The 26,104-nt window shown below is 33.3% G+C and carries 30 protein-coding genes; 10 read left to right on the top strand and 20 right to left on the bottom strand.

Going from position 1 to position 26,104, the window contains the following annotated elements:
- Nucleotides 1-456, top strand: a complete 456-nt coding sequence (locus LS70_RS01030; protein ID WP_034287535.1) for a phosphoribosyltransferase — start codon at nt 1-3, stop codon at nt 454-456.
- Between the two features lie 116 nt (nt 457-572).
- Here LS70_RS01030 and LS70_RS01025 read toward each other — a convergent pair whose 3' ends face one another.
- The gene (locus tag LS70_RS01025) at nt 573-974 is read right to left on the bottom strand and encodes a hypothetical protein (protein WP_034287534.1); all 402 of its coding nucleotides are present in this window, start codon (nt 972-974) and stop codon (nt 573-575) included.
- A gap of 92 nt (nt 975-1,066) precedes the next feature.
- On the bottom strand, nt 1,067-1,732 hold the full coding sequence (locus tag LS70_RS01020) for a thioredoxin domain-containing protein (RefSeq protein WP_052083289.1): 666 nt from the start codon (nt 1,730-1,732) through the stop codon (nt 1,067-1,069).
- 209 nt (nt 1,733-1,941) lie between these two features.
- Here LS70_RS01020 and LS70_RS01015 point away from each other — a divergent pair, with 209 nt between their 5' ends.
- From LS70_RS01015 to LS70_RS01005, 3 genes are read left to right on the top strand one after another with little or no spacing between them, the layout of a single operon-like run.
- Nucleotides 1,942-2,379: a DUF1924 domain-containing protein gene (locus tag LS70_RS01015; RefSeq protein WP_052083288.1), complete on the top strand. Its 438-nt coding sequence runs from the start codon at nt 1,942-1,944 to the stop codon at nt 2,377-2,379.
- 18 nt (nt 2,380-2,397) lie between these two features.
- The gene (locus LS70_RS01010; RefSeq protein ID WP_034287531.1) at nt 2,398-2,922 is read left to right on the top strand and encodes a diheme cytochrome c; all 525 of its coding nucleotides are present in this window, start codon (nt 2,398-2,400) and stop codon (nt 2,920-2,922) included.
- On the top strand, nt 2,915-4,045 hold the full coding sequence (locus LS70_RS01005) for a cytochrome b/b6 domain-containing protein (protein WP_052083281.1): 1,131 nt from the start codon (nt 2,915-2,917) through the stop codon (nt 4,043-4,045). Before LS70_RS01010 ends, LS70_RS01005 begins: the two co-directional genes overlap by 8 nt.
- Before the next feature lie 10 nt (nt 4,046-4,055).
- On the opposite strand, the gene fur is transcribed toward LS70_RS01005, so the two are convergent.
- Nucleotides 4,056-4,514 carry a ferric iron uptake transcriptional regulator gene (gene fur / locus LS70_RS01000; protein WP_034287529.1) on the bottom strand — a complete coding sequence of 153 codons (459 nt, stop codon included), beginning with the start codon at nt 4,512-4,514 and terminating at the stop codon, nt 4,056-4,058.
- A gap of 157 nt (nt 4,515-4,671) precedes the next feature.
- Here fur and LS70_RS00995 point away from each other — a divergent pair, with 157 nt between their 5' ends.
- Both LS70_RS00995 and LS70_RS00990 read left to right on the top strand, forming a co-directional pair.
- A complete protein-coding gene (locus tag LS70_RS00995; RefSeq protein ID WP_034287526.1) occupies nt 4,672-4,986 on the top strand; it encodes a DUF2325 domain-containing protein in 315 nt (104 codons plus the stop codon).
- A 61-nt stretch (nt 4,987-5,047) separates the two neighbouring features.
- Entirely contained in the window at nt 5,048-5,743 is a 696-nt protein-coding gene (locus LS70_RS00990; RefSeq protein ID WP_034287523.1) for a response regulator transcription factor, read from the top strand.
- A gap of 1 nt (nt 5,744) precedes the next feature.
- Here LS70_RS00990 and LS70_RS10275 read toward each other — a convergent pair whose 3' ends face one another.
- From LS70_RS10275 to LS70_RS00980, 3 genes are read right to left on the bottom strand one after another with little or no spacing between them, the layout of a single operon-like run.
- A complete protein-coding gene (locus LS70_RS10275; protein WP_268902933.1) occupies nt 5,745-5,873 on the bottom strand; it encodes a hypothetical protein in 129 nt (42 codons plus the stop codon).
- A 16-nt stretch (nt 5,874-5,889) separates the two neighbouring features.
- The gene (locus LS70_RS00985) at nt 5,890-6,252 is read right to left on the bottom strand and encodes a heat shock protein transcriptional repressor HspR (RefSeq protein ID WP_034287521.1); all 363 of its coding nucleotides are present in this window, start codon (nt 6,250-6,252) and stop codon (nt 5,890-5,892) included.
- Between the two features lie 10 nt (nt 6,253-6,262).
- On the bottom strand, nt 6,263-7,132 hold the full coding sequence (locus LS70_RS00980) for a DnaJ family protein (RefSeq protein WP_034287519.1): 870 nt from the start codon (nt 7,130-7,132) through the stop codon (nt 6,263-6,265).
- Between the two features lie 119 nt (nt 7,133-7,251).
- Between LS70_RS00980 and LS70_RS00975 the strand changes: the two genes are divergently transcribed.
- Nucleotides 7,252-10,053, top strand: a complete 2,802-nt coding sequence (locus LS70_RS00975; RefSeq protein WP_034287517.1) for a RecB-like helicase — start codon at nt 7,252-7,254, stop codon at nt 10,051-10,053.
- Nucleotides 10,054-10,062: 9 nt separating this feature from the next.
- Complete coding sequence (nhaA, locus tag LS70_RS00970; protein WP_034287515.1) at nt 10,063-11,391, top strand: Na+/H+ antiporter NhaA; 1,329 nt, start codon at nt 10,063-10,065, stop codon at nt 11,389-11,391.
- An 18-nt stretch (nt 11,392-11,409) separates the two neighbouring features.
- Here nhaA and LS70_RS00965 read toward each other — a convergent pair whose 3' ends face one another.
- From LS70_RS00965 to groES, 3 genes are all read right to left on the bottom strand, one after another.
- The gene (locus LS70_RS00965; protein ID WP_138109280.1) at nt 11,410-12,273 is read right to left on the bottom strand and encodes a polysaccharide pyruvyl transferase family protein; all 864 of its coding nucleotides are present in this window, start codon (nt 12,271-12,273) and stop codon (nt 11,410-11,412) included.
- 152 nt (nt 12,274-12,425) lie between these two features.
- Nucleotides 12,426-14,066, bottom strand: coding sequence for a chaperonin GroEL (gene groL, locus LS70_RS00960; protein ID WP_034287513.1), 1,641 nt, complete (start codon nt 14,064-14,066; stop codon nt 12,426-12,428).
- A 26-nt stretch (nt 14,067-14,092) separates the two neighbouring features.
- Nucleotides 14,093-14,353, bottom strand: coding sequence for a co-chaperone GroES (gene groES, locus LS70_RS00955; RefSeq protein ID WP_034287511.1), 261 nt, complete (start codon nt 14,351-14,353; stop codon nt 14,093-14,095).
- Between the two features lie 276 nt (nt 14,354-14,629).
- On the opposite strand from groES, the gene LS70_RS00950 reads away from it, so the two are divergent.
- Nucleotides 14,630-15,802 carry a pyridoxal phosphate-dependent aminotransferase gene (locus LS70_RS00950; protein WP_034287509.1) on the top strand — a complete coding sequence of 391 codons (1,173 nt, stop codon included), beginning with the start codon at nt 14,630-14,632 and terminating at the stop codon, nt 15,800-15,802.
- A 48-nt stretch (nt 15,803-15,850) separates the two neighbouring features.
- On the opposite strand, the gene LS70_RS00945 is transcribed toward LS70_RS00950, so the two are convergent.
- From LS70_RS00945 to truB, 11 genes are read right to left on the bottom strand one after another with little or no spacing between them, the layout of a single operon-like run.
- Nucleotides 15,851-17,494, bottom strand: coding sequence for an N-6 DNA methylase (locus LS70_RS00945; protein WP_052083279.1), 1,644 nt, complete (start codon nt 17,492-17,494; stop codon nt 15,851-15,853).
- Nucleotides 17,495-17,497: 3 nt separating this feature from the next.
- A complete protein-coding gene (locus tag LS70_RS00940; RefSeq protein WP_034287505.1) occupies nt 17,498-18,757 on the bottom strand; it encodes an aromatic amino acid transporter in 1,260 nt (419 codons plus the stop codon).
- 30 nt (nt 18,758-18,787) lie between these two features.
- Nucleotides 18,788-19,552, bottom strand: coding sequence for an OmpA family protein (locus LS70_RS00935; RefSeq protein ID WP_034287503.1), 765 nt, complete (start codon nt 19,550-19,552; stop codon nt 18,788-18,790).
- Nucleotides 19,552-22,194 carry a hypothetical protein gene (locus LS70_RS00930; RefSeq protein WP_034287501.1) on the bottom strand — a complete coding sequence of 881 codons (2,643 nt, stop codon included), beginning with the start codon at nt 22,192-22,194 and terminating at the stop codon, nt 19,552-19,554. The genes LS70_RS00935 and LS70_RS00930 overlap by 1 nt, the downstream gene beginning before the upstream one ends.
- A gap of 15 nt (nt 22,195-22,209) precedes the next feature.
- A complete protein-coding gene (locus LS70_RS10040; RefSeq protein ID WP_162845083.1) occupies nt 22,210-22,386 on the bottom strand; it encodes a hypothetical protein in 177 nt (58 codons plus the stop codon).
- 9 nt (nt 22,387-22,395) lie between these two features.
- The gene (locus LS70_RS00925) at nt 22,396-22,782 is read right to left on the bottom strand and encodes a biopolymer transporter ExbD (RefSeq protein WP_034287499.1); all 387 of its coding nucleotides are present in this window, start codon (nt 22,780-22,782) and stop codon (nt 22,396-22,398) included.
- Nucleotides 22,779-23,198, bottom strand: coding sequence for a TonB-system energizer ExbB (exbB, locus tag LS70_RS00920; protein WP_034288993.1), 420 nt, complete (start codon nt 23,196-23,198; stop codon nt 22,779-22,781). Before exbB ends, LS70_RS00925 begins: the two co-directional genes overlap by 4 nt.
- Before the next feature lie 24 nt (nt 23,199-23,222).
- Nucleotides 23,223-23,684 (bottom strand): SsrA-binding protein SmpB, encoded by a 462-nt coding sequence (smpB, locus tag LS70_RS00915; RefSeq protein ID WP_034288990.1) that lies wholly within the window; start codon nt 23,682-23,684, stop codon nt 23,223-23,225.
- Between the two features lie 4 nt (nt 23,685-23,688).
- Entirely contained in the window at nt 23,689-24,522 is an 834-nt protein-coding gene (locus LS70_RS00910) for a 4-(cytidine 5'-diphospho)-2-C-methyl-D-erythritol kinase (protein WP_201273943.1), read from the bottom strand.
- Nucleotides 24,522-24,752, bottom strand: a complete 231-nt coding sequence (csrA, locus tag LS70_RS00905; protein WP_034287497.1) for a carbon storage regulator CsrA — start codon at nt 24,750-24,752, stop codon at nt 24,522-24,524. Before csrA ends, LS70_RS00910 begins: the two co-directional genes overlap by 1 nt.
- On the bottom strand, nt 24,746-25,585 hold the full coding sequence (truB, locus tag LS70_RS00900) for a tRNA pseudouridine(55) synthase TruB (RefSeq protein WP_034287495.1): 840 nt from the start codon (nt 25,583-25,585) through the stop codon (nt 24,746-24,748). Before truB ends, csrA begins: the two co-directional genes overlap by 7 nt.
- Before the next feature lie 78 nt (nt 25,586-25,663).
- Here truB and LS70_RS00895 point away from each other — a divergent pair, with 78 nt between their 5' ends.
- A complete protein-coding gene (locus LS70_RS00895) occupies nt 25,664-26,098 on the top strand; it encodes a hypothetical protein (protein ID WP_034287492.1) in 435 nt (144 codons plus the stop codon).
- Nucleotides 26,099-26,104: the final 6 nt, after the last annotated feature.

Genomic DNA, 26,104 nt, shown 5'->3' with positions numbered 1-26,104 from the left:
ATGCAGTATTACAGCTATGAAATGTTTAGGGAGGATATGAAAGAGCTTGTTAGTCAGATTGATTTTAATCCTGATGCGATTGTTGCGATTTCTCGCGGTGGGCTAACAATGGCGCATTTTTTAGGAATCGCACTTGATTTAAGACGCGTTTATACAATCAATGCTTCTTCATTTTTTAACAAAGTACAACAAGAGATTCAAATCTCAAATATTCCAGAGCTTAGCGGAAATCAACGCGTTTTGATTGTCGATGAAATCGTAGATAGTGGCACAAGTATGGAGAAAGTTTATAATATTTTAAGTGAAATTAACACTAACATTGATTTTAAAACAGCGTGCATTTTTCATAAACCTACAGCAGGTTTCAAGCCGGATTTTATTTTGCGTGAAGCTAAAGATTGGGTGGAATTTTTTTGGGAAGTGGATATTGTAAAATCAATACGAGAAAAGCAATAAAATTTTAGTGCGTTTTTTGTCAATTTTTGACAAATGCGCAATTTGTGGATTCTACTAGCATAGAATCTTACTTCATTTGTGGCAAGCAGAATCCCGCAAAAACAACGCAATGTTTATTAATAAGCTCTAGGATAGCATTTCCATTCAATTTCTTTAGCGGTTAATTGCATATTTTGTGGCAAGCCTGTTTGTGGATTGATTGCTTGTGCATTGCTCTCTGCATAAGCATTATATCCTCCATAAGGAATCGCTTCAACTTTTACAAATTTACCCACAGTTAAATCTCTAAAAGACCCATAAATATCTTGCCCAAAAGGACCACAATCATCACCTTTAATTTCTGTATAAGGCAAAACCTTAATCACGAGTTGCCCACCCGGACCAGATAGAGTGATTGTTTTGTTTTTGTTATCTACTGCTGAAATTTGCCCATGCACATCAAAATCATATCCAGCCATTGCAGAAGTAGAAAGAATCGCTGCGCTTAGTAGCACTCCAAATAATTTTAAAGTTTTCATTTTGTCTCCTTGTTGGAATTTTGTTGTTACGATTGGAATTATAAAAATACTTTGTTAATAAATTATGAAGATACTTTCAAGTTTTTATGAATTTATTTCCCTAGTAAATAATCTATCTTATAAATAAAATCTTCAGTGTCTTTTACATTTTGGGTTAAGATTAGATATTTGCCATTAATAATAAAGCTAGGAAGGCTTTTTATGCCTGTTTGCTCAATAGAATCTTGCCAAATTTTGAGTTTTTCTTGCACATCTGTTTGATGAAGTTGCGTTTCAAATTTTGTGCGTGAAATTTCCATAGCGTCTAATCCATAGTCGATAAACGAATCCTTATTTTTGAATATTTTTTGTTTTGAAAATGCGTCAAAATATGCATTGCTTGCGCGTCTAAAATAAGATTCAATATCTCTGGAATGGAGGGTGCGCTCCTCATCAATGCTAACTGCAACTGCTAAAACTTCGCTTGCTTGTGCGCTAAATTGGCTTCCTGTGATGATATGATAGGGTAAAAATACTGCCTCTTGTGGAATCACTGCAAATAACTTTGGTAAAATTTTTGCCATTTTTGCGCAATGTGGGCAACCTACATTAAAAATCTCTACAATAGATTTTTGTGGAACATTTAGGGGATTTTTAAGCACGATATAATCTCTACCCTCTTTTAAAGGTTGCGCATTTAGTGTGCTAAATGCAAGAAATGCGCTTAGAATCGTGCCAATAATTAATTTTGTAAAACATAATATGAATGATTTTTGCATAAGCCCTCCTTTATTTGTTGCAAAGAATTATAGCAAAAGTTAAAAATGCAACATAATAAGTTTAATAAAAGCTGAAAGTTACAGAATTGCTTTATGTTAGATTAAGTTTTATATACGATTTATCGTAATTAAGCACACAATACAATTTTTAATATTATCTTGACAATTTATTTTTATAATTAGATATTTCTAAATGAAAAAGGATAAAAATGAGAATGAATATTAAAGGTATTGCACTAGGTGCTTGTGGTGTAATGTTTGCGACAAGTATGAGTTATGCGGGTGGGTTTAATGCGCAAATGCAAGCGTATATTGAGGAGCTAAAAGTTGAAGCCAAGCAAGCTAATCCGCAATTTGTGGATTTTGATGCAAAAAGAGGTGAAGCGATTTTTAGCACAAAAAATAAAGGCAAAAATGATGCTTTGCTTTCTTGCCAAAGCTGCCATAATGCGGATTTAAAAACTTCTGCGACAAATATTTTTACAAACAAAACCCTAGAACCTTTAGCACCAAGTGTGAATCCTGCGCGACTAAGCGATGTTAAAGAGGTTAAAAAGTGGCTTAAGCGCAATTTCAAAGATGTTTTCTTGCGTGAAGGAAATGCGCAAGAAAAAGGTGATGTGCTGTATTATATTGTTTCACAATAATTTATCAAGGGAAAAATAATGAAAAATTTACCAAAATCTTTTTGTATTATCTTGCTTTGTGCTTTCTTTGGCGTTTCTTTAAATGCTAAATCTAAAGGACCAGAAGTAAAGCCTGTGGATAATCCACTTTATAAAAAAGAATGCGCAAGTTGCCATTTTGGCTATCAGCCGGGTTTATTGCCTAGCCCATCGTGGAAATATATTATGGAAAATCTAAGCTCACATTATGGCACAGATGCGAGTTTGGAAAAAGAAGAGATTGAGCAAATCACAAAATATTTGCTAGATAATGCAAGTGAAAAAGCTCCGCAATATCGCCGTAGTGCAAAGCTTACAAACTCTATGCAACCGGGAGTTTTATACACTTCTATTTCTCAGATTCCCTACCACCAAAAAAAGCATAGAAAACTAAAAGAATGGATGGTAACGCAAAAGGAAGTCGGAAATATTGCTCGTTGTGCGGCTTGTCATACAAAGGCAGATGAAGGGGTTTATGGAAAAAGAACAATAAATATTCCAAATTACGGAATGTGGCGTGATTAAAAGCTATATTTGGACTTTTGTTAATCGCTTTTTGCATTATTTTTTGATTGCGAGTTTTTCGCTTGCGTATTTGTGCGTCTATTTTGATGCGCTGATTACTTTCCATTTTATTTTTGGAATCCTATTTGGTGCAGGTGTTTTGCTTCGCGTTATTTGGGGATTTGTTGGCACAAAGTATTCGCGCTTTAGTGATTTTGAATTTCGCGGAATCCTTAGCTACTTCGCCTCTATTTTAGGAGAGAAAAAGCACTATATAGGGCATAATCCTGCTTCAAGTGTGGCGATTGTGTTAATCTTCGTGCTTGGCTTAATAACGATTTTAAGTGGAATGCTCACCATTGGTGCAGAAGAACAAAGGGGAATCTTTGGCTATCTTTTCTTTGAATATCGCTACTTTGAGATTTTTGAAGATTTGCATGAATTTTGTGCTAATGCACTTTTGGCTGTGATTTTAATCCATATTTGTGGAAGCTTGATTGATAAATTTTGGAATAAAAATGATTCCATAGATTCTATGATAAGTGGCTACAAAAGGACAAATCAAGAAGAAAACATTACTTTAAGCCTTACTCAAAAAGTGATTTTTGGATTCTATTTAGCCTTTTTGTTTGTTCTGATTCTTTATTTGTTTTATCCGCGCAATGTGTTTTTGCGCCCCTTTGAAAGAGAGATTTTTGCAAGCCAAGATTTAAAAGAATACACCAAAGAATGCGGAAGTTGCCATATTGCTTATGCTTCTTATTTGTTGCCAAAATCTTCTTGGGATTCTATGATGAGTGATTTGGAGAATCACTTCGGGGAAGATGCGAGCTTGGAGCAAGAATCGCAAGAAGTCATTGCAAAGTTTTTGCAACAATACTCAAGCGATTCTGTGGATACAAAATTTTCTAGCAAGATTGCCAAAGAATCTGATTCTAATAAAATAGCCATAACAAAATACCATTATTGGGAAGTTGCACACGATAAGATAAAACCTGCACTTTTTGAAATGGAAGAAATTAAAAGCAAAGCAAACTGCCAAACTTGCCACAAAGACGCAGAATCTGGAATCTTTGCTAAAAGCGCGATAGATTACGCAAAGCTAAAAAGCCTAAAGAAAGAACTTCAAGATTCTAAGCTTTAAGAAGATTTTTTTAAGATTCTTCTTTTTTTAGGCACTTATTGCAAACCACATAGAGCATCATATCGTGTCCTACAAGTTTTCCATTATAGGAATTAGCGACTTCAATTTGTAATTTTTCAATCTCATCGTTGCAAAATTCTTCTATTTTGCCACATTCTACACAAATAATATGGTCATGGTGTAATCCACTTGCAATCTCGTAACGTTTTCCACTTTTATCTACTTCAATAGAGCTGACAAAACCTTCTTTTTCCAAAAAAGATAAAATTCTATAAATAGAAGAAATGCTTGTGCTTTTGCAATTTTTTCTAATAATAGAAAAAATATCCTCTGGGCTTAGATGCCCCCCTTCCTCATAAATTACTTTGATTATCATCTCTCTTTGCTTGGAACTTTTTAGGTTATTTTTTTTGATTGATAAATGTAATCTGTCTAAAATTGTTTTGAGAGATTCTTTATATTTTTTCATAGAAAAATCCTTAAATAAAAATCTAATACTTAAAAATAATATTGTAGCAAAAAATCAATAAAGTAAAGATAAAATAAGAATCGTTTTTATTTTACTTTAAGTTGATATTGATTATCATTTTGTGATTATTTTATAATTTATATATTAAGGATAGTGTATGTCTGTATTAGTGATTGGAGGAGATGAGATTACTCCTATTAAAGCGGTTTTAAAAAATCTTGGGTGTGAAAAAATTACACATTGGGACGGGAGAAAAGAGAGCATTAATCATAAAGATTTACCACAAAATATTGCATGTTTGGTTATGCTTACAAATTTTCTAAACCATAACACAATGCGTAAATTTCGTAGTGCGGCAAAGAAAAAAGAGATTCCAGTTATTTGTGCAAAACGTAGCGTGAGTTGTTTGTATTGCGAGTTTATAAAGACTTTTGGCGAAAGTTGTAAAAAAGCTTGCCCTTGTGAAAATTAAGCTTAATTAGATTCTTTATGCAATACAATTTACCCTAGATAATATTTATTTAGGAAAAACAATGACTCCAGAATTATTAGAACCTCTTAAGGAATTAACATTGCTAATCGTTGAAGATGATTCTGTTGCGCTAGATTTACTTAAGATTCCTCTTGAGTGCCGCTGCAAAAAAGTAATAACAGCCAAAAAAGGCGAAACTGCATTAAAACATTTTAAAAATGAGGCAATAGATATTGTGATTACTGATGTGAAATTAGATGGAAAGCTAGATGGAATCGCAATGGTTAAAAGTATGAGAAAAATTAATCCAAGCATTCCTGTTATCTTTATGACAGCTTATAGTGATGAAGAAAAAATTGCAGAAATGATGCGATTAAATGCAGCATCATTAATTAAAAAAGTGGTAGATTTAGAAGAATTATTTGTTTTACTTTTAAATATCAATAAAAGCCTTAATAAAGAACAAATTGTAGATTTAGGGAAAGGGATAAGCTATCGTCGCCGAGATAAATCAATCCTCAAAGGATTTGCGGTTTTTGAACTCACAGATAGGGAATGCAAGATTTTGGATTTACTTTTAGAAAATAATGGTTATCCTGTTACTTATGAAGAGTTTCATCAAAAAGTTTGGGGTGGGCAGCAAATGACGATGGATTCATTACGTATGCATATTAATGGAATTAGACGCAAGACTTATTATGAACTTATCATAAATCAATCTCGTCTTGGCTATAAAATCCAACCAATCTTTGAATAATCTAAAAATTGAAACGCCACTCTGTGTAGCCTGAAGCTCCTTCAGAGTTTGCGTGTCCTCTTGTAGAGCATGCGTTAAAACAGAATAACATTAAAGGTAGGAAGATAAGTAATATTGTTGTTTTTCGCATTTAATTCCCTTAACAATTATTTAAAAATAATGACTTCATAAGAACTTTGTTTTTTTACTACAGACTTGCTTGGCTGACTAGCTTTTAATTTTTCTAAATTTAAGCGCAATTCTTCAATCTCTTTATCTTGTTCATCAAGTTTATCTTTTAAGCGCATAATAATATCTACTCCTGCTAGATTTACACCTAAATCCCTTGTTAAACGCAAAATTGTTTTAATCTTGTCAATATCGCGTTGAGAATACAAGCGCATTTTGCCATCTGTTCTTCCCGGCTCTACTAACCCTTCACGCTCATATTGGCGCAAAGTTTGTGGGTGGATAGATAAAATTTTAGCAACCACGCTAATTAAATATACCGGTTCATCATAACTATACATTGTTTTCTCCTTATAAATATTTTTCTAATGCGTCTTTTAATTCTTGAGGAAATGTATCACTATCTGGCAAAACAATATTTGCTTCTAAATACAAATCCCCATAAGTTTTGCTTTTTCTATTGTATGCTCCTAACTCTTTTACGCGGAATCTTTGTGCGTTTTTTGTATTTTTTGGAATCTTTAGCGTGATAGTTTTGCGCAGCGTTTCAATCTCTACTTTACCGCCAAACAAAGCAATCTTTAATGGCACATCAAAAGACATTGTTAAATGGTCGCCTTCTTGTGTGTATTGTGGGTGTGATGCGACACTAACTTTAAGCAGCAAATCCCCGCTTTGTCCCCCTGCACTATTTCCTTTGCCTTTTAGTCGGATTGTTTCACCACTTCTAACGCCTGCTGGAATCTTAATATCATAACTGTTGTTTTGGATATTGACATTATGCACTCCTCCTAAAAGTGCTGTTGTAAAAGGGATTGTGATTTGCGCATTAATATCCAAATTGAGATTTCTGGTGTTTTGGAATCCTCCAAAATTAAACCCTCCACCGAAGTTTGCACTATTAAAGCCACCTTGTGCAAATCCTCCACCAAAAATTTGACTTAAAATATCATCAAGATTTACTCCGCCATGTGAGCGTGTGAAATCATGAAAATTTTGTCCGCCAAACATAGAATCCCCAAATTGGTCATATTGTTTGCGTTTATTTTCATCGCTTAAGATTTCATAAGCTGCATTGATTTCTTTGAATTTATCTTCCGCACCCGGCTCTTTATTAATATCAGGGTGATATTTGCGTGCAAGGCGACGATAAGACTTTTTGATTTCATCTGCACTTGCATTTTGTGAGACTTCAAGTGTTTCATAAAGACTTTTTGACATTCTTATTTCCTTAAAAATATTTATAACTTTTAGTGTATTATATTATAAACCTTTAGTTTATGTCAATCAACTTTATTTTAAAAAATAGAAATGTTATAATTTTTATTTTGGAGAAATTTATGCAATATCCGCTATTATCGCTAAGCGCAAGTGCTGGAAGTGGAAAAACTTACCAACTCACAAGACGCTATTTAAGCCTTCTCTTTCAAGGAGCAAAGCCTTCAAATATCCTTGCTCTAACTTTTACCAAAAAAGCTGCCAAAGAAATGGAAGAGCGCATTACGCAAAATATTGAAAATCTATACCATAATAAATCTAATAGAGAGTATATTAAAAAACTTGAGTTTATTACTATAAAAAATAATCCAAAAGAGCAAGATTGGAAAGCAATAGAAGAAAAGATATGTCATATTTACTATGAGTTTTTAAGACAGGATTTAAAAATTACAACCATTGACGCATTTTTTCAAAAGATTCTAAAGAGTTTTTGTTGGTATGTGGGCGTGGAATATGATTTTGAAATCCAAGATGAAGAAAAAGATTCCATTTGTGAGATTTTTTTAGAACATTTAGAAGAAAAAACTTTTCAGAGTATTTTGAATTTTTGTTTTGCAGAAAAATGGACACTAGATTCTGTAATTGATATGTGTGTATTTTTAGATTCCTTTAAAGAGAGTTTAAGTCAAGAACTTTTTGTAAAAAATTTTATAGAATCCCAAAATATTGATTATGAAGCACAAGCAATGGAATATGCAAAAAATATCCAAAACACTTATTATAATTATTTTGAAAAGGAAACGGATAGTTTAAAGTTTTATGATTTTAAAGGCTTGTTAGAAAAAGGAAAAACTTGGCTTACAAAAACAACTTTGCAAGAATATAGAGGTTTTTCTAAAGTGCCTTTTGAGCAAGAAAATTTTGAGCGTTTAAAAGAATGCGTCCTTAATGCTTTAAGACAAAAGGAATCGCAATATCTAAACGCACTTTATACGATATTTCAGTGCTTTTTAGAGGCTAAAGAGCAATATTATAAAGACAAAAATTGCCTAAGTTTTAATGCAGTGGCTTCAAAGGTGCATACGCTTTTACGAGAAAATTTGGTGAGTAAAGATTTCTTGTATTTTAGACTTGATAGCACTCTTAGCCATATTTTAATTGATGAGTTTCAAGATACAAGCATTTTGCAATATTCTATCCTTAAACCTTTAATTGATGAGATAAAATCTGGAATCGGACAAAAAAATTTTCTTAGAAGTTTCTTTTATGTGGGAGATATAAAGCAGTCCATTTATAGGTTTCGTGGTGGGAATCCAGAGCTTTTTAAAATCGCAAGTGAAGGAATGGAGCATTTAAATTTGGAACATAACTATCGTAGCTCCATTGCGATAGTGGATTTTGTTAATCAAGTGTTTAAGGACAAAATTGATGATTTTATTCCACAGATTCCAAACTCTAAAAATACTGGCTTTGTAAGTGTAAAAAGCTATGAAAAAGAAGAGCTTTATAGTGCGGTATTGGAATCTTTAGAGCATTTAAAAGCATTAGAGATTAAAGATGATTCTATTGCGATTTTAGTTTTTGATAATAAAATGGTTGTGGAGCTTGCGCAATTTTTGCAAGAACAAAATTATAAGATTGTAATTGATACAAGTGCTAGACTAATTAATCATAATGAAGTGCGCGCAATTTTAGAACTTTTAAAATACATTACGACACAAAATCCTTTGCACAAAGAGGAATTTTTTATGCTTTTGGGGCTTTTAAAAGAAAGCGATTCTGTTTTTGAGCTATTTTTACAAAGTTTGCAAACTTCAAAAAATCCTGCGCATTTAATCTTAAAAATCATGAAAAAATATAAGATTGCAAGTTTAAGTGCTAAAAAATTTTTAGAATCTGCATTGGAATATTCTACATTAGAGACACTACTAGAAAATATTGAAAAGCTTTCTTTGGATATTGTATCTAGTGATTTTTCTGGAATCCGTATTATGACAATCCATAAATCTAAAGGCTTGGAATTTGAAAATGTGCTAATTGTGGATAAAGCAAATAAAGGAAACACACAGCGTTCTAAGGTATTTTTTGAGTTTATGGAAAATGGTGTGGATATTGCACATATTTTTAAATTAAGTAATCCTGTGCGCCAAAGTCTGGATTTGACATACAATAACGCTCTTATTAAAGAGAAATTGCAAGAATCAAAAGATTTAAAGCACCAAATTTATGTCGCTCTAACGCGCGCAAAACATACAATGCACATTTTAAAACTTAAAGAAAAGGGTGCATTTGTAGATTTGTGTTTAGAGGATTCCACCTATGGAGTTTTGGAATCTCTTGCAAAAAATTTAGAAGATTCCGCAATAAAAACCTCAAATCCTATATTTAATAAAATCCTAAAGCAAAAACTTAGCTTAGAAGATCAAGGGCGTCAAAGAGATATTCAAACACAAGAATCAGAAACTAAAAATGCTGAAGATAATCCAAAGGGGATTTATTATGGAATCGCACTGCATTTTGCAATGGAGCAAAAGTTGAAACATAAATTAAGTGATGCTTTGTTGTTAGAAATTTTAAATAATAAATTTGGGTTTTATTTAGATATTGCAGAGTTGGACAAAATTATTGCACGTAATAATTTTGTCTTAAAAAATGAAAATTTTATTGCAATTATGGCTAAAGGAAGAGTAAAATACGAAGTTCCCTTTTTGGAAAATGGCAAACAAAAACGCATAGATCTTTTAATTTTGGGTGAGGATTCTGCTTGGATTGTGGATTATAAAAGTGGTAATCCTGATGAATCTCATACAATACAGGTGCGTGAATATATGGAATCTATGCGCAAAATGTTACATAAAAACACTTATGGTTATGTTTTTTATACAAAAGAAGGGCAAAAAGGAAAACTGATTGAAATTACATAAGGAGCAGTCATGGAGGCAGAAAATAAAAGTGGATTTTTAGCAACACTTAGCAAAATAACACAAAGTGAGTCTTTTGCGGGTGTTTTATTGCTTTGTTGTGCAGTTTTGGCAATGATTGTTGCAAACTCTCCATTAGGTGAGGCTTATGCGGCACTTTGGAAAACACAATTTGGATTTAGCGTTAATGGTAGTTTTATTGGAATGAGCTTAGAGCATTGGATTAATGATGTTTTAATGGCATTCTTCTTTTTGGTCGTTGGTTTAGAAATTAAACGTGAAGTTCTTTTTGGTGAGCTTGCAGGATTTAAGCGCGCAGCATTACCGATTATTGCAGCACTTGGCGGAATGATTGGACCGGGTTTAATTTATTTTGCCCTAAATGGCGGGACAGCTTCAGAACACGGATTTGGGATTCCTATGGCGACAGATATTGCTTTTGCACTTGGAGTGTTAGCGACATTGGGAAAACGTGTTTCAGTTTCTGTTAAAGTCTTTTTGGTCTCTTTAGCTGTTGCAGATGACTTAGGAGCAATCATTGTAATCGCCCTATTCTATTCTAGTGGAATTTCATTTGAATGGTTAGCAATTTCAGCAGGTATTGTTGTATTGCTTCTTGTCTTAAATCGTCTTGGCGTTAAAGCTTTAACACCTTATATGATTTTAGGTGTATTTTTATGGATTGCTGTGCATAGCTGTGGTGTGCATGCGACAATTGCAGCTGTTATGCTTGCATTTACGATTCCAGTTGCACCTAAAATTGATACAATGAGCTTTATGGATAGGGTTGTAAAAATTGTTGATAAGTTTAGAGAGGCAGAAAAAGAAAAAGATGGAATCTTGCTACAAAATGAGCAAGTGCATGCACTTGCAGAAATTGGTAGCCAAAAAAATGCTGTTCAAAATCCACTTTTGCGCTTAGAACATGCCCTTGCGCCTTATAGCAGTTTTGTGATTATGCCTATTTTTGCTTTTGCAAATGCAGGAGTTACGATTGGTTCTAATATTGATTTTAATGTAGATCATGTTTTTCTTGGAATCTTTTTAGGATTAGTTGTAGGAAAACCAATAGGAATATTCCTATTTACTTTCTTAGCAGAAAAGCTAGGTATTGCAGCACGTCCAAATGGTGTAACTTGGGTAGAAATCTTTGGTGCAGGAGCATTAGGAGGGATTGGATTTACAATGTCAATGTTTGTAACAAATCTTGCTTTCTCTGGAGAACATGCACTTATCGCTACTGATGTTGCGAAGATTTCTATTTTGATTGCTTCATTAACTGCTGGAATCTTAGGAAGTATATTCTTCTTGGTGCGTGATAAAATCACACATCACCAATAAATTAAGAGCTTTTTGCTCTTAATAAGGAAAACACTCTAAAAGTTGTTTTTGCTTTTCTTTAATCATTGTGCGTGAAATGGGATAGTTTTTTTGAATCTCTTTTTGCAAATACGTGCTATCTAGTGTATTAAAATTTACCTGATTTAAATCAAACTGCAAATGCCCTTCTAAATCATAGGCAGAATAATAATCTATAAATTTATAATTTTGCTCAACTCTCATTGTATTTGTTGCTAAGATTCTAGCATTTGGAATCCCAAAACTATCCGCAATAATAAGTCCATGTAAGGCAGAACTTAAGATAATTTTACATTGTGCAATTTTTTGCAGAGATTCTAAAACATCTCCATGCACATCTATGAAAATCGCATTATTTAATACTTGTGTAAGTTGTTTGAAAATTGGCAAATGCACTTCGCTATGATGTGGAATGATTCCAAAGTCATATTTCTTTTGTTGTTTTTTAATAAGTTTTGAAGCAAGTATTCCGGGGTCTGCTAAGGGAATATTTTTAAAATTAACTTTTGTGATATTCTCTAAGCGTTCTTTAGTTTTTTTGCCGCGTAGTGCATAAACTTCAATCTTGCGTGTTAATTGGTTTTCTTCCCATAAAGGATTCATTAAAAATCCTGAACCCCAAATTTTAATTGGCGCAGCAGCTCTTACTCTCATTTGCCATTGCATATTAGATTCTAATTGTTTAGGCATTATCAGCAAACCTAATGTGCTACCAATAAAAGACGCTTCAAAATTTAAAAGATTTTTATAGGTGATTGCGGGGGGGGGGGCAATTTTAAGAGAAAAAAGCTCTTGACAGATATTTTCATTTAATAAATCTCCAAGATTCCTTTCTCCATGATTCCAGTATAATAAAGAAAGCATATTTATCCTTAAAAATATTATTTTAATATTAAAAGTAACTGCAAGACTAACTATACCAAGATTTTTATAAATTTAAATGATTGAATTAATGATAAAAGGAGTTTGCATTAGGGAGTAGAATCCCTAATGTCTTAATTAAGTAAAAAGGGGGATTACATCATTCCGCCCATTCCGCCCATTCCGCTCATTCCGCTCATATCTGGCATAGCTGGTTTATCTTCTTTAATCTCATGCACTGTTGCTTCTGTTGTCAAAAGTAAGCTTGAAACAGAAACTGCATTCTGCAATGCAATTCTTGCAACTTTAAGTGGGTCAATAATTCCTGCTTCAAACATATCTACATAGCTACCATTAGAAGCGTCAAATCCATGATTTACATTAGAATCTTTTTCTACATTATTTACAACCACACCATCATCAAATCCTGCATTATTTGCAATTTGTTTAATCGGTGCAGAAATTGCGCGTTTAATGATTTCATAACCAATTTTTTCATCACCTTCAAGCTTGAGGCTAACTTTAGCTGCTGCGCGCACGAGTGCTGCACCACCACCGATGATAATACCCTCTTCTACCGCTGCTTTTGTTGCGCTTAGCGCATCATCTACGCGGTCTTTTTTTTCTTTCATTTCTACTTCACTTGCGGCACCAACTTTAATAACAGCTACACCACCACTAAGCTTTGCTAATCTTTCTTGGAGTTTTTCTCTATCATAGTCGCTTGTAGTGCCTTCAATTTGTGTTCTAATTTGTGCGATTCTAGCTTTAACCGCTTCTTTTTTGCCTGCACCATCAACAATTGTTGTATTGTCTTTGTCAATCACGATTCTAGCTGCTTGTCCTAAATCCGCAATTGTTGCTGCTTCAAGTGTTTTGCCTAATTCTTCGCTAATGACCTCACCGCCCGTTAATGTCGCAATATCTTTTAACATTTCTTTTCTTCTATCGCCAAATCCGGGTGCTTTAACTGCTGCAACATTCAATACACCGCGCAATTTATTAACAACCAAAGTCGTTAGTGCTTCTCCTTCAATGTCTTCAGCGATGATAAGCAAAGGCTTACCGCTTTTCATTGTTGCTTCTAAAAGTGGCAGAATATCTTTCATAGAAGTGATTTTTTTATCTGTTAATAAAACATAAGGTTGCTCTAATTCTGCTTCCATTTTGTCGCTATTGGTTACAAAATATGGACTTAAATAGCCTCTATCAAACTGCATTCCCTCAACAACGCTTAATTCATCATTGATTCCTTTTGCCTCTTCAACGGTGATAACACCATCTTTGCCAACTTTTTCCATTGCTTCTGCGATTAACTCACCAACTTTAGAATCAGAATTTGCAGAGATTGTCGCAACTTGTGCAATTTCTTTTTTGCCTGCAACAGGTTTAGAGATTTTCTTAAGCTCTTCTGTGATTGCTTCTGCTGCCTTATCCATTCCGCGCTTAACTTGCACAGGATTCGCTCCTGCTGTAATATTTCTTAAACCTTCTTTAAAAATACTATAAGCCAAAACGGTTGCGGTTGTTGTTCCATCTCCTGCTGCATCTGCTGTTTTACTTGCAACTTCTTTAACAAGCTGTGCGCCCATATTTGCAATTGGGTCTGCAAGCTCAATTTCTTTAGCCACAGAAACTCCGTCTTTTGTAATACTAGGAGCTCCAAAACTTTTTTGGATTAAAACATTACGTCCTCTTGGTCCCATAGTTACTTTTACTGCGTCATTAAGTTGTTTTACACCCTCATACAATCTATTTCTTGCATTATCTGAAAAATTAATTTCTTTACTTGCCATTTTTTATTCCTTTTATCAATATTATATTAAGCAATTACGCCTAAAACATCTTCAAGTTTTAAAATCAAATATTCTTTACCATCAAGTTTTACTTCTGTGCCAGAATATTTACCAAAAACAATTTTGTCATTAACATTCACATCTTTAACTTCTGAACCTACTGCTTTTACGATTCCTTCTAGTGGTTTTTCTTTTGCGTTATCAGGAATAATGATTCCAGATGCTGTTGTTGTATTTTCTTCGAGCCTTTCTACTAAAACTCTTTCTCCAAGTGGTTTAAAATTCATAGGATTACCTCCGACTTAATTTAATTTAAAAACGCGGAATTATAATGTTTTTTTTTAAGATTGTCAATACATTAAGTTAAAATATTCATAATATCTTAGTCTAATAGACTAAATATTAATTAGCTTATTATACTAATATTTTTCTTTTTAAAGAAAATATGATTCTGTAAAATACACAAATACTACAAACTTTCAAAAGCCTAGTTTTAGTAGTTATAAAGGAAAAAAGTAATATTCTTTTTGGAATTTAACCTTTAATTGTTTAGGAGTTATATTATGCAGGCACATTATACAAATCGTGTTACAAATCTTTCAGAGTCCATTACACTCGCTATTAGCTCATTAGCAAGAGAGCTAAAAGCACAAGGAAAGGATATTCTTTCATTCTCTGCGGGTGAGCCGGATTTTGATACACCACAAGTCATAAAAGATGCAGCTATTTTAGCAATTCAAGAAGGCTTTACGAAATACACAGCGACTGCTGGGATTCCAGAATTACTTAATGCAATTAGTCAAAAACTACAACGTGATAATAATCTTAGCTATTCCACAAAAGAAATTATTGTTAGCAGTGGAGCAAAGCATTCTTTGTTTAATGTTTTTCAAGCACTTATCCAACAAGATGATGAAGTGATTATACCAAGCCCTTACTGGGTAACTTATCCCGAGCTTGTAACTTTTAGTAATGGTAAAAATATCTTTATCCAAACTTCAGAAGAGAATCATTTTAAAATCACAAAAGAACAACTAAAAGCAGCAATTACTCCAAAAACAAAAATACTGATTCTAACATCTCCTTCTAATCCAACCGGAATGGTGTATTCACGCAAAGAGTTAGAAGAAATTGCAGAAATTTTAAAAGGCACAAATATTTGGGTATTAAGTGATGAAATTTATGAAAAACTGATTTATGAAGGGACTTTTATTTCCACAGGCAGCATTAGTCAAGATATGCTTGAGCGCACAATCACAATTAATGGATTAAGCAAAGCTGTTGCAATGACAGGTTGGAGAATGGGTTATTTAGCAAGCAAAGACCAAAAGCTTTGCAAGCTTATTAATAACTTACAAGGTCAAGCACTTTCAAATATCAATTCTATCACGCAAAAAGCAGCAATTGCTGGGCTTAATGGAAGCGCGGATAAAGATATTGAAAATATGCGTGTGGCTTTTAAGCAAAGACGTGATTTTGCCTGCGAAAAGCTTAACGCAATTCCGGGATTAAGCGTTAGTAAGCCAGATGGAGCCTTTTATCTTTTTATTAATTGCAGTGCAATCAATAAGGATTCTATGCAATTTTGCAAAGATTTATTAGAGCAAGTTGGGGTTGCTGTAGTTCCGGGTGTTGGTTTTGGAATGGACGGATATTTTAGATTCTCTTTTGCCACAGATTTAAAGAGCATTGAAGAAGGGATTCAAAGAATTTCTAATTTTGTCGCAAAACAATAACAATAAAATGTAGAATCTCTTTTTTGGGATTCCGCATTTTTCTTAAGATTAAAAACCTAATAGTGTTTTTACATTTTTGGTATGCTTTGCAATATTTTCGCCATGTTTGCAGAGCTGTATAAAATTTGTATTGCATTGTTCTAAAAATTTAGATTCCAAACAACTTGAAGGAATCTGCAAAACTTTAATTTCTTTTTCTCCTACGCGTTCATTATGGTTTAGATAAAATTTTTTTAGAATCTCTTGCCCGTCTTTACTTGAAAAATAAAAATACATTGCTTTGGCAATTTTGGAATCTTTAAAACGTAGCACCAAGATTCCAGCATTTGGAAGCACAATTTTATCTTCCGCTTCTTTGCCGATGATTGCAATTTTTGGAATTACACCGCGCATTGAAAATAAAACATCAAAAGGCTTGATTTTTAAAAGATTTAATTGTGCGCTATTTGCCTTTAATGTGGAATCACAAAAACTATCACTAAATCCATAGGGATTAAAATCTTTAATCCCAAAATCATAGCAAGATATTAAACCGCTATCATTTTTTGAAGCAATACGACTTCCTCTATATGCACATTCTAAAAGTGTTTCTAAGGATATTTGCGCGTTACTATGATGACTATAAGCAGATGGGCGAATATTAGTCTCTTTAATCTTTGCATAATCCAAAAGATAAGAATATTGCGTAGCTTGTTTAGAAAAATACAAATCCAAAATATTTTCAAGATTGATTAATTTATTATATTTTCCCTCTTTTAGATAAAAATTTCTTGCATCAATTAGCAAACAACGTTGATTTGTATTAGAGATGACAAGCAAAGAATAAGATTCCGCTTTATAAGGAGAAATATTATCTGGAAGTTCAATAACACATTCTAGTAGATTAGAATCTAATAAATGCTTGCACAAACGTTCCCCTGCTCCCTTGCTTAAAAGCGCGGTGCGCGCAATAAATACTGCCTTTTTTTCAAAACGCATTAAAGAATAGTCTATAAATGGAACCTCTAATGCAGTTTTATTATAAGGGGCAAGTTGAGATTCTTTTGGTGCTTTGATATTAAGATGTTGCAACAAGGGCGGGTAGCAAAAAACTTTATCATATTTTTCAGTTGGGACAAATGTTTCACTAAATACATTTCCAACATTTAAAGTGCAAAATTTGAATTCTAATAAAAGCGCAAGTGCTTTGGCAATACGGATTAACTTTGGATTAATATCTAAACCATAAAACACACAATCTTTAGAGTATGTATTTAAATGTAGCAGCCAAGAACCAAGTCCGCAACAAGGATTATAAACACTCTCTCCATTTTTAATCTCTAAAATTGCACACACAAGAGTGTTAATCTCAATTGGTGTTGCGTATTCATACAGCTTTAAAATTGTTTTTTGCATTGTAATGATTTGGATAAACTCTGCTAAAGAATGCGTTTTTATCGTGAGATTTTGCAAACTTTTTAAGATTTTTTTATAATTTAAACTAGGGTGAAATTCTACAACTTCAAGCTCTAGGGATTCTAAAAATCCTTTAAAATCTTCTAGAGCTCGTGTTTTATGTTTTTGCACAATAAGCGCATTTGACACATTTGCATTGCGCGCAATTAGCAAAAATTCCAAAGTGAGATATAAAATATCAAGATTATCATCGTGATATTTTTGAATATAGTTAAAAATGTGCAAAAGGTTTTTCATCATTTACTTATACATTGGCAAATAATTTAGCACATATAAAATATGAAAAATTCCTACAATACAGCCAAAAACAAGTAGCATATAGATAGTGAAATTTCCACCTTTTACGTGAAATGCGCCTTTTTCTTGTGTTGCAAGCTTTTTACGACTTGTTTTTAACAACAACGCAGGAATGATTACAGACCAAATTGTCGCAGCAAGTCCTGCCCAACCAATAGCCACCAAAAAGCCATTTGGAAACAGCATTTCAAGTAAAATTGGTGGCGCAAAGGTAACCAAAAGTGTTTTAGTGCGTCCAAGCCTGCTATCATCAAACCCGCATAAATCAGCAATATAATCAAACAATCCAAGTCCAGCACCTAAAAATGAAGTAATAACTGCTAAAAATGCAAAACCTTCAAGCATTCTTAATAAAAATGCTCCATTCAAACTTGAGCTTGCAGCAGCAATTAAGTGGCTAACATTTCCACCTTGTGCGATAACTTCTTTGAAATTTACGCGCGCAATATTGCCATCGCATGCAACAATCCAAATCAAATATGCAAATAGCGTTATAAGTGTTCCATAAACTAGGCATTTATTAATACGCTTTGGTTTTCTACCAAAGTATTTTACAAGGCTAGGCACACTTGCGTGAAAACAAAAAGAAGTCAGATAAGTAGAAAGTGCTACAAAAATAAAAATTGTATAAGAGTTATCATCGCTATTGGTATTGAATAAATTTGTAAGTTTTATCTCACCCAACATTCCACTCATCGCAAAAATAAAAGTTAAGACCATTCCGCCAATTAATATAACCGATAGCCTATCTACAAGATATGTGCTCCACCATACGCAACCGCTTAATAGGATTCCAAAAAACAATCCTGCTAACATTTTAGGAGGTTCATAGCCAAAAACTGCCATTGAAGTGTGCATTACCATTGAGCCGCCACCACTTACATAAGCATAAATTAAAATATACAAGACAAACGCTACACTTAAGCCATTAACGAGATTCCAAAATTTGCCTAAATTGTCTTTGACAAGCGTATGAAAACTAGAACCCGGAGCATAATTTAAATTAACTTCCAAAAGTGCTTGCGCACTTAAGAGCATTAAAAGCCAAGTTGTAAGCATTAGTGCAATAGAATACCAAAGCCACATTCCCGCACTAATTGTCGGCAAAGCTAACATTCCAGCACCAATAGCAGTGCCTGCAATAATCATCGTTCCCCCAAAAACACTGGGATTTCGTCTTGTGAAAATCAGCTTTTCTAACATAACCCTTCCTTCTCTTTGATTAGAATCCTGTTAATTAGAATCTTGCATTGTTGGATTTTCAAGCGTTTCTTCTTTTGTATTCTCTCTATTAACATCTAAAATATCCATAATCTTTTGATTACTTTTTGTGATTGCCTTAAACTCTACACGGCGTGAGAGTTCCGGTGTCTCTAAAGGTTTTGCAAAAGAAAGTCCATTTGCACGCAAAACACTAACTAACCATTGTTTTTGGGCGTTGATTTGCTTGTTGCTAAAACAATATTTTAAAACTTCTAATGCTCTTGCTTGTGAAAGTTCTGCATTTCCCAAATAACGTGATTCTAAAGTATTTGCATTTTGCCATTCTGTGGAAGTGTGTCCCTCAATCCTAATTTCTTCAATATCCTTTTTGTATTTTTCTTGCGTTAGAATCCGAATATAGCGCGGAAAAAAATCATCTAAAATTTCTTGGAATCGCGTTTTAACTTCCTTTTTACCTTGGTCAAATAAAATTTCAGGCTCTCTAAAGCGCACTGTATTATCTGCATCAATCTCTGCATTCCAAGATTCCAAGTTTTTAGAAAATTCTGCAATTAAATCTTTGTGCAAAGTAATTTTTAAATCTTCATGCGTTTGTGCAATATCACTCATTTGTTTATTGAGTTCTTTGAGTTCTGCATTTTGCAGGGCAAGTTGTTTTTCTGTCTTGCTAATCACTATCATATAAGAGACGGCAATGAGCAAGAAAATCATCATTACTCCTGCCATCATATCAGAAATGCTAATCCATTCATTGCCTTTATAAGAATTTGCCATTAGCCTCTAGCTCCCATTAATTCTCGGATTCTGCGTAAGAACCACTCGTAATCTTGACGGAATCCTAAAGTAATATTAGAAAGCGCACCATCTAGCTCTCCTAGCGACTTACAAAGTGTTTGATTAAGCTCTGTTGTTTGGCTTAATGTCGTAGAGATATTTGTTTGGGTGATTTTTAAGATTGCATCAATCTCTTTACGATTGTTTTCAAGAGAGAGATAAGTTTGTGTCAATGCTTCTCCTAAATTTTTCTGTAAAATATTAAACGCATTTAGTAATTCTGTGCTGGCATTTTTGGGAGTTTCAAGGCTTTGTTTTGTAAGAATCTCTAGCATACTTAGATAATTTTTTGCCATTTCTTGTAAAGTTGTTTTGACATTATGGTCAAGCGTATTGTAATTTTCCATTATCTTTTTTGTGTGCGTATCTAGGGAATTTGTAGAAATTTTTAAAAGATTTTCTGCAAATGCTGTGCTACTTTGGATAACTTTTTGACTATTTGCTTCAAATCCTTTTGCGATTCCATTAAGTTGTGCTTGTAAATTTGTGCTTAATGCTTGATGATGCTCTACTCCTAATTTTGATAAATCCTGAAGTTTGTTTTGATACGCATTTGTCGTATTTTTAAGATATGCGCTTAAAGATTCCAATGCGTTTTTATAAGATTCTGCAAAGCTGCTACGCATTTGCCCTTGCACTTCTTGTGTGTGTTGTGCGGAATCCTTATGGAGTTGTTCTAAGCTAGAAGCAAATGTTTTTATATTATCTTCTAAAAGTGCATTTAGGCTTTGTGCATGTGTTTGGTTTTGCTCTAGTAAGTTTGCAACGCTTTGTCCCATATTATTTGTCGTAGATTCTAAATTTTCACAGATTTTTTGCGTAGCCTCTTCAAAGCTTTGACTTAAAGTTGTGTTGGTTTGCACTAAAGATTCTTCAATATTTTGTGTGCTTTTATTTAAAGTTTCTGCTGTGTCATTGAGTAGAGAATTTAAAGATTTTGTTGTAACAACCATTTGCGATTCTATTTCTTTACTTAGCTCCATTAATGTATTTTTGGAATCTTCAAAATTCTCTTCTAAGGCTTTTGTTGTTTTACCAAGCAATGTATCAAAGTTTAAGACTGCATTTGTGATGTGTTGTTCTAATGTATCAGAATTTTTACTTAGATTTTGTTGTGTTTTATCGCCTAATTCTTGTAAATGGTGGCTTGCTTTTTCAACTACACTTCCCATTTCTTGTGTATGGCGCATTAGCACATCATCACTGCGTTTAGCTTGCTCTTCAATCAAAAGCAAAGATTCCTTTTGCGCATTTTCTAGCACTTCCAAACTCTCTTTGAAGCTTTCTTTTACACCTTCTAATCTCTCTTCAATACTGCTTTGAATTTGTGCAATCATTTCTAAATTTTTATGTTTGAGTTTAGAATCGCTTTCTACAAAAGATTCTATAAATGTATTTAATTCTTCTTTTAGAGAATTCAAAAGGTTTGTAAGCTGCTCTTTGTTTTGTGTGATATATGCGGCATTAAATGTGTTGAAGGCTTCTTGAAGTGCTAGCAAGGATTCTTTTTGTTTTTGTGAATCTTCTTCTAGTGCTTTTAGGCTAGATTCTAAAGAATCTTGCACATTTTGTTTGTAGTTTTGTGTGCTTTGTGTTAGGAATCCTTGCACTTCTTGCAAAGATTCTTTTGTGTAGTTTAAGGATTTCGTGTGTGTAGCATCAAGATTTTTGCTTAGCTCTTCTACACCTTTAAGGGCAGACTCTGCATTTGTGTGCATACTTTCAAATCCGCTTAGTAAAGCAGATAGTTTTTCATTTTCAATGCGTGAAGCTTCAATACTATGTGCTAATGCGTTATAAACCTCTAAGACTTCTGAATTACGACTTGCAATAAGCTGTAAAGATTCCTTAGTAGAATCAAAAACTTTTAATGTATTTTTCAAGCTACTATCAAGCCCTGCAATAGAATCTTTATAACTATTTTGCCAAGCAATCATTTGCGTAACTGCTTGATTTAATTCTTTAAAATTATCACCAAACTGGTCTGTAATGCGTATATTGAAATCTCTAATCACTTCTTGTAATGCAGCAATAAGCTCTTTACTTGCGCCTTTTGCTAAATGGTGCATTGCTTCTTTGAGTGTGGCATTTGTATTGCTAAAAGCTTCTTCTAAAATTTTAAAATTTTCTATTTGTTGTGTTTGGTAGGTATTTTGAGATTCCACTTGCGCTTTGTGAGAATTTGCAAGCTCTTGTGTTGTGCGTTTTAAATCCCCTAATAATTCTAGTTTATCTAATTTTCCTGCTTGCAATGAAAAATAATCTAGCATATTTTCAAAATCACTTTTTACTGCCTTGCTTTTTTGTAAAATTGAAAGTAGAATCGCTAAAGCCATTCCTAAAATTGATGTGTAAAAGGCAGTTTGCAAACCTGCTAAAAGCGAAGGGACAGAGTTTTCTACATTACCAACATCAAAATCTTGCAATCCTATAAAGATTCCAACAAAAGTCCCTAAAACCCCTGTGCTCATAATAATGGATTTAAAATCTCTATGCTTTTGTTTTCCATAGCTATGATAATCCCAAAAAGCAAGACCAAGCATAAAAAGTGTAAAAATTCCATTAATGAATAGATTTTCCATTAAAATTCCTTTGTTTTATTTTTTCTTTTTCTTCTTTAGATTAAATCTATCATCATCAACCCAATCTGGTTTTTGAATCTGTGAGCCTTTGCGATTTGCATAATACAACATAAAACGAATCGCTAACACAACAACCATAAAGGTAATAACCGCTGAAATTAGTGTGGGTAAATCATAATTTTCTCTTAACAAATGCTCTCCTTATTTGCGCTCAACTTCCACATCAACATTATTATGTCCTGTTTGGTTTAAGATTCCAACAAGCTTTACAAATTGTTCAAAATAACTTTTTTGGTCTCCACGCAGAAGAATAGGCGTATCTTGTGGAATCTTTTGTAAAGCTTCTTGCACTCCTTCTAGCTCCATTCCTTTGCCATCAAAATAATAATGCCCTTGTGCATCAATAGCAATCTCAATACTTTTTTTGCTTTTTGGAATCTCTTGTGAGCCTTGTGCTTGTGGAATCGCAATAGGAATCTTGCCTTGTGCGATAAATGTTGCACTTGTTAATACAATGACTAACAAAACAAGCATAATATCAATAAAAGGAACAATATTAATATTATCCATACGCCTAAAGCGTTTCATGCTTTGCCTTCTTTTTCTTGTAAAATTTCCCATTGTGCGACTAGCACTTCACTTTTACGCATTAAAAGATTGTAAAAAATAATGCTAGGAATTGCAACAAGCAATCCTCCTGCTGTTGCTTGTAATGCAAGTGCTAATCCTGTCATAATGCTTGCGGTATCCACCATTCCAGATTGCCCAAGTTGCACAAAGGTTAAAATGATTCCAAATACAGTTCCTAAAAGCCCAACATAAGGTGCATTTGAACCAATCGTAGCAATCAGTGTTAGATTTTTGGACAAATCAATTTCAAGCTCTGTTTTGTTTGTGTATAGCACAAGCTTAATATAGCGATAAAACAACAAACGCTCAATACTCGCCCAAAGTGCTATAATACTCATCAGCACCAAAACCCCAATCACTCCGTATTCAACCATTTCTTTTAGTGGCACTTTTCTTCCTTATCTAAATTTTTGCATTTCTTTTAAAGTTTGCGCAATTTCGCGCTTTTGGATTTTTTCTTTTAAACTCTCGCGTTTATCATGGAGATTCTTCCCTTGAGCAAGCGCAATTTCAAGCTTTGCTTTATTGCGTGCATTAAAATATAGCTTAAGTGCTACAATACTCATTCCTGCAACTTGACTTTTTCCAAAGAGTTTATCAATTTCTTTACGATGAAGCAAAAGTTTTCTTGGGCGTTTTTCATCAGGCTTATAATGCAAGTTTGTTGTAGCAAGGGTTGCAATATGTGCTTGAAACAAGAACGCTTCCCCATTCACAATTTTTACAAAACTATCTTTTAAATTCACTTTTCCAGCACGGATTGCTTTAACCTCACTTCCTTGTAATGCGATTCCAGCTTCTAGCTTTTCTAAAATAAAAAAATCAAAAGTTGCTTTTTTGTTTGTTGCTATGATTTTCATGGCTTTAAGCTCCAGCTTTCTTTTTCCAAAAACAACTTCCACTTCCACTTAAAAATACACCATTTTTACAATAAGATTCCAAATTTGGATACAGCGTTAAAAGTGGTTTTAACAAGTCATTATTCACAAAAGCATTATTCTGTAAAATTTCCATGTTAGTTTTTTTTAGCCAAGCTTGCGCTTTTGTGTTAGCAATCTCTTTTTCAGAGTAAAAATTATTTGCATATTTTTTAAAAACTTCTACTGTGCTACAATGCACTTTAGGCATAATAATATCCACATCAAAAGAAGATTCCTTAGGATAAGGAGTTACAATCTCTCCTCTGCCTTCTACATTAGCAAGTTCTAAATCACTGATAAAAAAAGGCACATCACTTCCAACTTGCGCGCCAATTTGCATTAATGTTTCTTGCGGTAAGCCAAGCTTTAGTTCTTTATTGATAGTGTTTAAAAAACACGCTGCATTAGAGCTTCCCCCACCAAGTCCCCCACCACTTGGAATATTTTTATGCACAATTACTTGTATGCGCTTTAAGGATTCTGCTTTTTTACCACTCACATAGGATAAGAGTGCAATATAAGCCTTATAAATCACATTTTGTTCCATAGAGCAATCAAAATCACCCAAAATGTCAAATTCTTTTGCATTAAAATTAAACCCTAGTGAATCATAGAGCGAAGAAACGCGCATAAAACGAGATTGTAAGAGATGATAATGCGTGTTGTTAATTTGTGTTTTTCCAACAATTTTTAAAAATAAATTGATTTTTGCATACGATTTAACCACCGTAGAGCAAGATTGCAAATGTGAAGTTGCTAAATCATAAGAAAAGGGCATTACACTTTCTTTTTAATGCGAGAGAGTTGATTAAGTGCAGCTTCACTATGCTGCAAAGATTTTTTGTTTTCTTCTTGCACTGCAATTTTTAATTCTTCGCGCAGAATCAACAGTTCAGGCGGTGCTTCAAAACCCAATTTTACACTACCCTTTTCAATACCGATAACTTTAATTTTTATGGAATCTCCAACGGTAATGCTTTCATTTTCTTTTCGGGATAAAATCAACATAAAGGAATCCTATTTGCCAAATATTGCACATTTTCATTTTCTTTTGAAATTATAGAAAAAAAATCTTCAAATTGCACTATATATTTTGTATTTTCAGAAATTTTAAGCATTTTTGGATTAAATTTTTTACCATTTTCAATAATTTTACGCATTGAAAAATCTCCCCGTAAATCAATTTTACCAAAAGGGAGAATCTCTAAGGGATTAAGGGTTGTTTCATTGGTATAAAATAACCCTCCTTCACTCTCACGTTCTAAATAACTCAAACCTCCAATACAGCCTAATTTTTGTGCGATTAATGCGCCTAAAGAACGAATATATGCTCCTTCACTAACAGTTGCCCTAAAGCTAATAAAGGGGTGGGAATAGTTTAAAAACTCTATTTTATACACTTGCATAATCTGTTCTTTTAGCTGCTTTAAACTCTCTTCATCTCCACTTCTTGCAAACATATAAGCTTTTTTCCCATTGATTTTTTTTGCACTATATTTTGGAGGAGTAAAACGCACTTCTCCTACAAAACTTTGCAAAATGGATTCTATACTTTTGCGCAAAACACTTTGTGTTGTATGGATAGTACGCACATTTTCTAAATCTAGCGAATCACTTTCTAAACCCAACCAAAGAGTAGCTTTATAAACTTTTGGGGATTTTTGCAAAAAACTAAAAAGTTTTGTATATTGCCCAAATGCAACAATTAATGCTCCACAAGCAAAAGGGTCTAAGATTCCACTAAATCCTGCTTTTTTTGCATTATATTTGCGCTTTAGTGTATTTAAATACCCATTAGAAGTTACAAAGAGTGGCTTTTTTGCAACAAAAATTCTATTCAAATTTTAATCCTTAATCCATTTGCCTTAATAATTTTGCTAGAATTCACACTTTAGATTTAAAAATGAGGTGTAATGTAAGTGAGAATCTTAGCATTTTTTCTTTTAATTCTTACATTTTTTACGTTTTCTAGCTGCTCTAAACCCATAGCAAATGCAAATTTTCCCTATCCAAAAATCACATACATTCAAACAAAAAATCCATCAATTATTCCCCAAGACTTTGCAAACACCCTAATAAATCGCTTTAAAATTCTTTATGAAGAACAACCTAATTTAAATTTAAAAGAATTACGCTTTTATTTTAGTGATTATACAAATGATGCTTTGGAAGATTTTAGGATTCCTGCGTCTTTTAGCCTTGTGGCAAGCTATCATTTGACGTTAAATGCACAAGCAATTTATTCTAATCACACACAAGATTTTGTCCAAAGTTATACAATTCCTGTGGGAATTTTTAATCCCCCTTATGCACACGATTTTGATGGAATCATATTAAAAATTTTAGAAGAATAGGCACAA

The organism is Helicobacter sp. MIT 11-5569 (genome assembly GCF_000765695.2).
Taxonomy (GTDB): Bacteria; Campylobacterota; Campylobacteria; order Campylobacterales; family Helicobacteraceae; genus Helicobacter_D.
The sequence above is the reverse complement of the archived record's forward strand: the minus strand, read 5'-3'. Positions and strand labels throughout refer to the sequence as shown.

What these genes read in the sequence shown, in the direction of transcription:
- LS70_RS01030 (WP_034287535.1), top strand. Translation starts at nt 1, where the DNA reads ATGCAGTATTACAGCTATGAAATGTTTAGGGAGGATATGAAAGAGCTT.
- LS70_RS01025 (WP_034287534.1), bottom strand. Translation starts at nt 974, where the DNA reads ATGAAAACTTTAAAATTATTTGGAGTGCTACTAAGCGCAGCGATTCTT.
- LS70_RS01020 (WP_052083289.1), bottom strand. Translation starts at nt 1,732, where the DNA reads ATGCAAAAATCATTCATATTATGTTTTACAAAATTAATTATTGGCACG.
- LS70_RS01015 (WP_052083288.1), top strand. Translation starts at nt 1,942, where the DNA reads ATGAGAATGAATATTAAAGGTATTGCACTAGGTGCTTGTGGTGTAATG.
- LS70_RS01010 (WP_034287531.1), top strand. Translation starts at nt 2,398, where the DNA reads ATGAAAAATTTACCAAAATCTTTTTGTATTATCTTGCTTTGTGCTTTC.
- fur (WP_034287529.1), bottom strand. Translation starts at nt 4,514, where the DNA reads ATGAAAAAATATAAAGAATCTCTCAAAACAATTTTAGACAGATTACAT.
- LS70_RS00995 (WP_034287526.1), top strand. Translation starts at nt 4,672, where the DNA reads ATGTCTGTATTAGTGATTGGAGGAGATGAGATTACTCCTATTAAAGCG.
- LS70_RS00990 (WP_034287523.1), top strand. Translation starts at nt 5,048, where the DNA reads ATGACTCCAGAATTATTAGAACCTCTTAAGGAATTAACATTGCTAATC.
- LS70_RS10275 (WP_268902933.1), bottom strand. Translation starts at nt 5,873, where the DNA reads ATGCGAAAAACAACAATATTACTTATCTTCCTACCTTTAATGTTATTC.
- LS70_RS00985 (WP_034287521.1), bottom strand. Translation starts at nt 6,252, where the DNA reads ATGTATAGTTATGATGAACCGGTATATTTAATTAGCGTGGTTGCTAAA.
- LS70_RS00980 (WP_034287519.1), bottom strand. Translation starts at nt 7,132, where the DNA reads ATGTCAAAAAGTCTTTATGAAACACTTGAAGTCTCACAAAATGCAAGT.
- LS70_RS00975 (WP_034287517.1), top strand. Translation starts at nt 7,252, where the DNA reads ATGCAATATCCGCTATTATCGCTAAGCGCAAGTGCTGGAAGTGGAAAA.
- nhaA (WP_034287515.1), top strand. Translation starts at nt 10,063, where the DNA reads ATGGAGGCAGAAAATAAAAGTGGATTTTTAGCAACACTTAGCAAAATA.
- LS70_RS00965 (WP_138109280.1), bottom strand. Translation starts at nt 12,273, where the DNA reads ATGCTTTCTTTATTATACTGGAATCATGGAGAAAGGAATCTTGGAGAT.
- groL (WP_034287513.1), bottom strand. Translation starts at nt 14,066, where the DNA reads ATGGCAAGTAAAGAAATTAATTTTTCAGATAATGCAAGAAATAGATTG.
- groES (WP_034287511.1), bottom strand. Translation starts at nt 14,353, where the DNA reads ATGAATTTTAAACCACTTGGAGAAAGAGTTTTAGTAGAAAGGCTCGAA.
- LS70_RS00950 (WP_034287509.1), top strand. Translation starts at nt 14,630, where the DNA reads ATGCAGGCACATTATACAAATCGTGTTACAAATCTTTCAGAGTCCATT.
- LS70_RS00945 (WP_052083279.1), bottom strand. Translation starts at nt 17,494, where the DNA reads ATGAAAAACCTTTTGCACATTTTTAACTATATTCAAAAATATCACGAT.
- LS70_RS00940 (WP_034287505.1), bottom strand. Translation starts at nt 18,757, where the DNA reads ATGTTAGAAAAGCTGATTTTCACAAGACGAAATCCCAGTGTTTTTGGG.
- LS70_RS00935 (WP_034287503.1), bottom strand. Translation starts at nt 19,552, where the DNA reads ATGGCAAATTCTTATAAAGGCAATGAATGGATTAGCATTTCTGATATG.
- LS70_RS00930 (WP_034287501.1), bottom strand. Translation starts at nt 22,194, where the DNA reads ATGGAAAATCTATTCATTAATGGAATTTTTACACTTTTTATGCTTGGT.
- LS70_RS00925 (WP_034287499.1), bottom strand. Translation starts at nt 22,782, where the DNA reads ATGAAACGCTTTAGGCGTATGGATAATATTAATATTGTTCCTTTTATT.
- exbB (WP_034288993.1), bottom strand. Translation starts at nt 23,198, where the DNA reads ATGGTTGAATACGGAGTGATTGGGGTTTTGGTGCTGATGAGTATTATA.
- smpB (WP_034288990.1), bottom strand. Translation starts at nt 23,684, where the DNA reads ATGAAAATCATAGCAACAAACAAAAAAGCAACTTTTGATTTTTTTATT.
- LS70_RS00910 (WP_201273943.1), bottom strand. Translation starts at nt 24,522, where the DNA reads ATGCCCTTTTCTTATGATTTAGCAACTTCACATTTGCAATCTTGCTCT.
- csrA (WP_034287497.1), bottom strand. Translation starts at nt 24,752, where the DNA reads ATGTTGATTTTATCCCGAAAAGAAAATGAAAGCATTACCGTTGGAGAT.